We start from the raw sequence: 2,949 nt of genomic DNA, 5'->3' as shown, positions 1-2,949 counted from the left end.
ACTGGGAGGTCGCCGCGGACGGGGGCGTCTTCGCTTTCGACGCTCCCTTCGACGGCTCCATGGGCAACCAGCACCTGAACGCACCGGTGGTGGGCATGGCCTACGACGCGCAGACCGGCGGCTACTGGGAGGTCGCCGCGGACGGGGGCGTCTTCGCTTTCGACGCTCCCTTCGACGGCTCCATGGGCGACCAGCACCTGAACGCACCGGTGGTGGGCATGGCGACGGGCACCGCCGGTCCCGCCACGTCCCCGGGCGGTGGCTCGTCGGGCGGTGGCTCGTCGGGCGGAGGGTCCGCTGGCGGCGGGTCCGCTGGCGGAGGGTCCGCTGGCGGAGGGTCCGCTGGCGGCGGAGCGTCTTCCCAGAGTGCGACCTACCGCGGCGACAACGGCCGCACGGGCTACTACCCGGCGGAGACGGCGCTCGGGCCGGCCAATGCGGCCGCGCTCAAGGTGCACTGGACCGATGCCGGCGGCGGGGGGAGCTTTGCGCAGCCGATCGTGTTCGGCTCCATGGTGTACTGGTCGGACTGGACCGGCAACGAGCACGGCACCGACCTCAACGGCCACGACGTGTGGAAGACGAACCTCGGCACCACGACCCCGCCGGCGAGCGACAACTGCTCACCGGCCACGGCCGGCCCGACCAGCACCCCTGTGGTCGCCACGGTGAACGGGAGCCCGGTGATGTACGTAGGCGGCGGCAGCGGGGTCTTTTACGCCCTCAACGCCGAGACGGGGGCGATCATCTGGCAGACGAGGCTGGGCTCGTCGCCGGACAATTTCCTGTGGGACTCGCCCGCCCTCGACAACGGCGTCATCTACATCGGCGTCGCCTCCTTCGGCGACTGTCCGCTCGTCCAGGGCAGGCTGCTCGCCCTCGACGCCACCACGGGGAGCATCCTCCACACCGCGAACCTCGTGCCGAACGGCTGCGTCGGCGGCGGCGTCTGGGGATCTCCCACGATCGATGCGACCGACGCCAGCGTCTATGTCGACACCGGGAACCCGGCGTCCTGCGGGAAGCCGGGCGCCAACCTGGCTCCGGCCATGGTCAAGTTCCGGGCGAGCGATCTGGCCGTCCTGTCGTCGTGGACCGTCCCGGCGGCTGTCCAGGCCGCCGGCGATGCCGACTTCGGGAGCACGCCCACGCTGTTCGACGCCACCGTCGGGGGCAAGGCGACGCTCCTCGTCGGCGCGGTCGACAAGAACGGCGTCTTCTACGCCTTCGACCGCAGCAACGTCGCCGGCGGGCCCGTGTGGCAGACGCAGGTGGCGAAGGCGAGCGGGTCACCGGCGACGAGCTCCATCGTGTCGGCGGCGTTCGACGGCACCACCTTGTACATCGGCGGGGGGAGCACGACGATCAACGGGGCCACCTGCAAGGGCAGCCTCGATGCCATGGACCCGGCCACCGGGGCCTTTGTCTGGCGGAGCTGCCAGTCGACCTCCCTGTTCGCGGGGATGACGGCGGTTCCGGGCCTCGTCCTCGAAGGGGTGGGCAGCACGCTCGTGGTCGCCGACGCCTCGACCGGCAAGACCCTGTACAGCTACAAGGCGGCGTCCTCCATCCAGGGGGAGTGCACGGTCGCCGACGGGGTCGTGTACGTCCCGGTCGCCAACGGCTCGCTGGTGGCGCTGGGCCCGTAGGAGGCTCGACCCGGCCGCCGCGGGTGCCCGTCGACGAGCTGACGTCGATCCCGGCCGGCGCCTTCGACGCCGTGGACGAGTCGGCGGCGGCGGCGGCGGCGGCTCTTCCCCTGGCAGCGCCCGTCGTCGGGGTGCGCCCGCTGCCCGACGGCGGGGGCTACTGGTTGGTGGCCTCCGACGGCGGGGTGTTCGCGTTCGGCAGCGCCACCTTCCACGGTCGACCGCCAACGACCTCCCCAACGCCTCCATCGTCGACCTCGGCTGATTTTTCTATCGGGGAGGCTGATCCCCCGTCGGGGGATCAGCCGGCGGTCGTCCTTTCGGGGAACCAGCCCGCGGTCGCCCGCGGTCGAGATCACGATCCTGCGACAGCGCACCCCGGCCGCGGACGCGCAAAGACGCGATGAAGGGCTCCATGCCGGTTAGCGTCTGGCGCAATGGTCAGAAGGCTCATCGTCACCGTCGCCTTGGCCGGCGCGCTGCCGCTCGCGGTTGCGCTCCCGGCGTTCGCGGACCAGGCCTGTTACACGGGATGTGCCCCGGGCCCGGTCCCTGGCTCGACGATCGACGTGCCGAGCCCCGGCGAGCCCGTGTCACCGGCCCCGGGGCCGGTCAGCCCGCGCCAGGCCACCCCGTCGTCGGGCGGCCTGCCCTTCACGGGGACCGACGTCGTGCAGAGCGCGGGCTTCGCCTCCGTGCTCGTGGCGGCGGGCGGCGCCTTGGTGCGCATCGGTCGCCGCAGGGCGCGCCGCGCCGCGGACCCACCGACCGGCGCGTGACGCCCCGCGGCGAGGCGCACGGGGTGATGGCGGTTCAGCGGGTGGGCCCACCCGGTCAGGACGGTGACTCGTGCGCCCGGAGCGATTCGGACGGGTCGTGATCGAGGGCCACCGATGGATCGGAGCCGGGACCCCGCGCTTTACCCGGCGCCGTAGAAACCAGCATCGAAACTGAACACGCCGCCGTCGGAAGCCACGCACCAGTAGCCGCCGGTGAGGGGATCGGGCGCCATGCCCACGACGGGGGCGTTGAGCTTCGTTCCACCCATCGATCCGCGGAATGGAGCACTCCCCTCGGAGAAGATCCCCCCGTCGGACGCGACCAGCCAGTAGCCCTGCCCGTCAGCGACCGAAGCCATCCCGTTCACGGGTTGGCTCAGGTGGACACCCCCGGTGCTGCCGAGGAAGGGGGCCCCGAACGAGAAGATGCCACCGTCGGACCCGACCAGCCAGTAACCCCCGGTGGCGTTGTCGGCGCTGATGCCGACGATCGGGGCACTGAGGCGTCGGCCGCCCATGGA

Annotated in this window: 3 protein-coding genes; 2 read left to right on the top strand and 1 reads right to left on the bottom strand. The window is 72.1% G+C overall.

Annotated elements, in window-relative coordinates; translation table 11 throughout:
• Both VMV22_07820 and VMV22_07815 read left to right on the top strand, forming a co-directional pair.
• Positions 1 to 1,649, top strand: a 1,649-nt coding sequence (locus tag VMV22_07820; GenBank protein HUY22235.1) for a PQQ-binding-like beta-propeller repeat protein, incomplete at its 5' end; no start/stop codon positions are given.
• Between the two features lie 437 nt (positions 1,650 to 2,086).
• Positions 2,087 to 2,428, top strand: a complete 342-nt coding sequence (locus VMV22_07815) for a hypothetical protein (GenBank protein ID HUY22234.1) — start codon at positions 2,087 to 2,089, stop codon at positions 2,426 to 2,428.
• Positions 2,429 to 2,568: 140 nt separating this feature from the next.
• Here VMV22_07815 and VMV22_07810 read toward each other — a convergent pair.
• On the bottom strand, positions 2,569 to 2,949 hold a 381-nt coding region (locus VMV22_07810; GenBank protein HUY22233.1), incomplete at its 5' end, for a hypothetical protein.

This window comes from Acidimicrobiales bacterium (genome assembly GCA_035531755.1).
Lineage (GTDB): Bacteria > Actinomycetota > Acidimicrobiia > Acidimicrobiales > UBA8190 > DATKSK01.
Note: the sequence above shows the minus strand (reverse complement) of the source record. Positions and strands in the feature narration are given on the sequence as shown.

Coding starts and splice junctions, on each gene's coding strand:
- VMV22_07815 (HUY22234.1), top strand. CDS start 2,087: ATGGTCAGAAGGCTCATCGTCACCGTCGCCTTGGCCGGCGCGCTGCCG.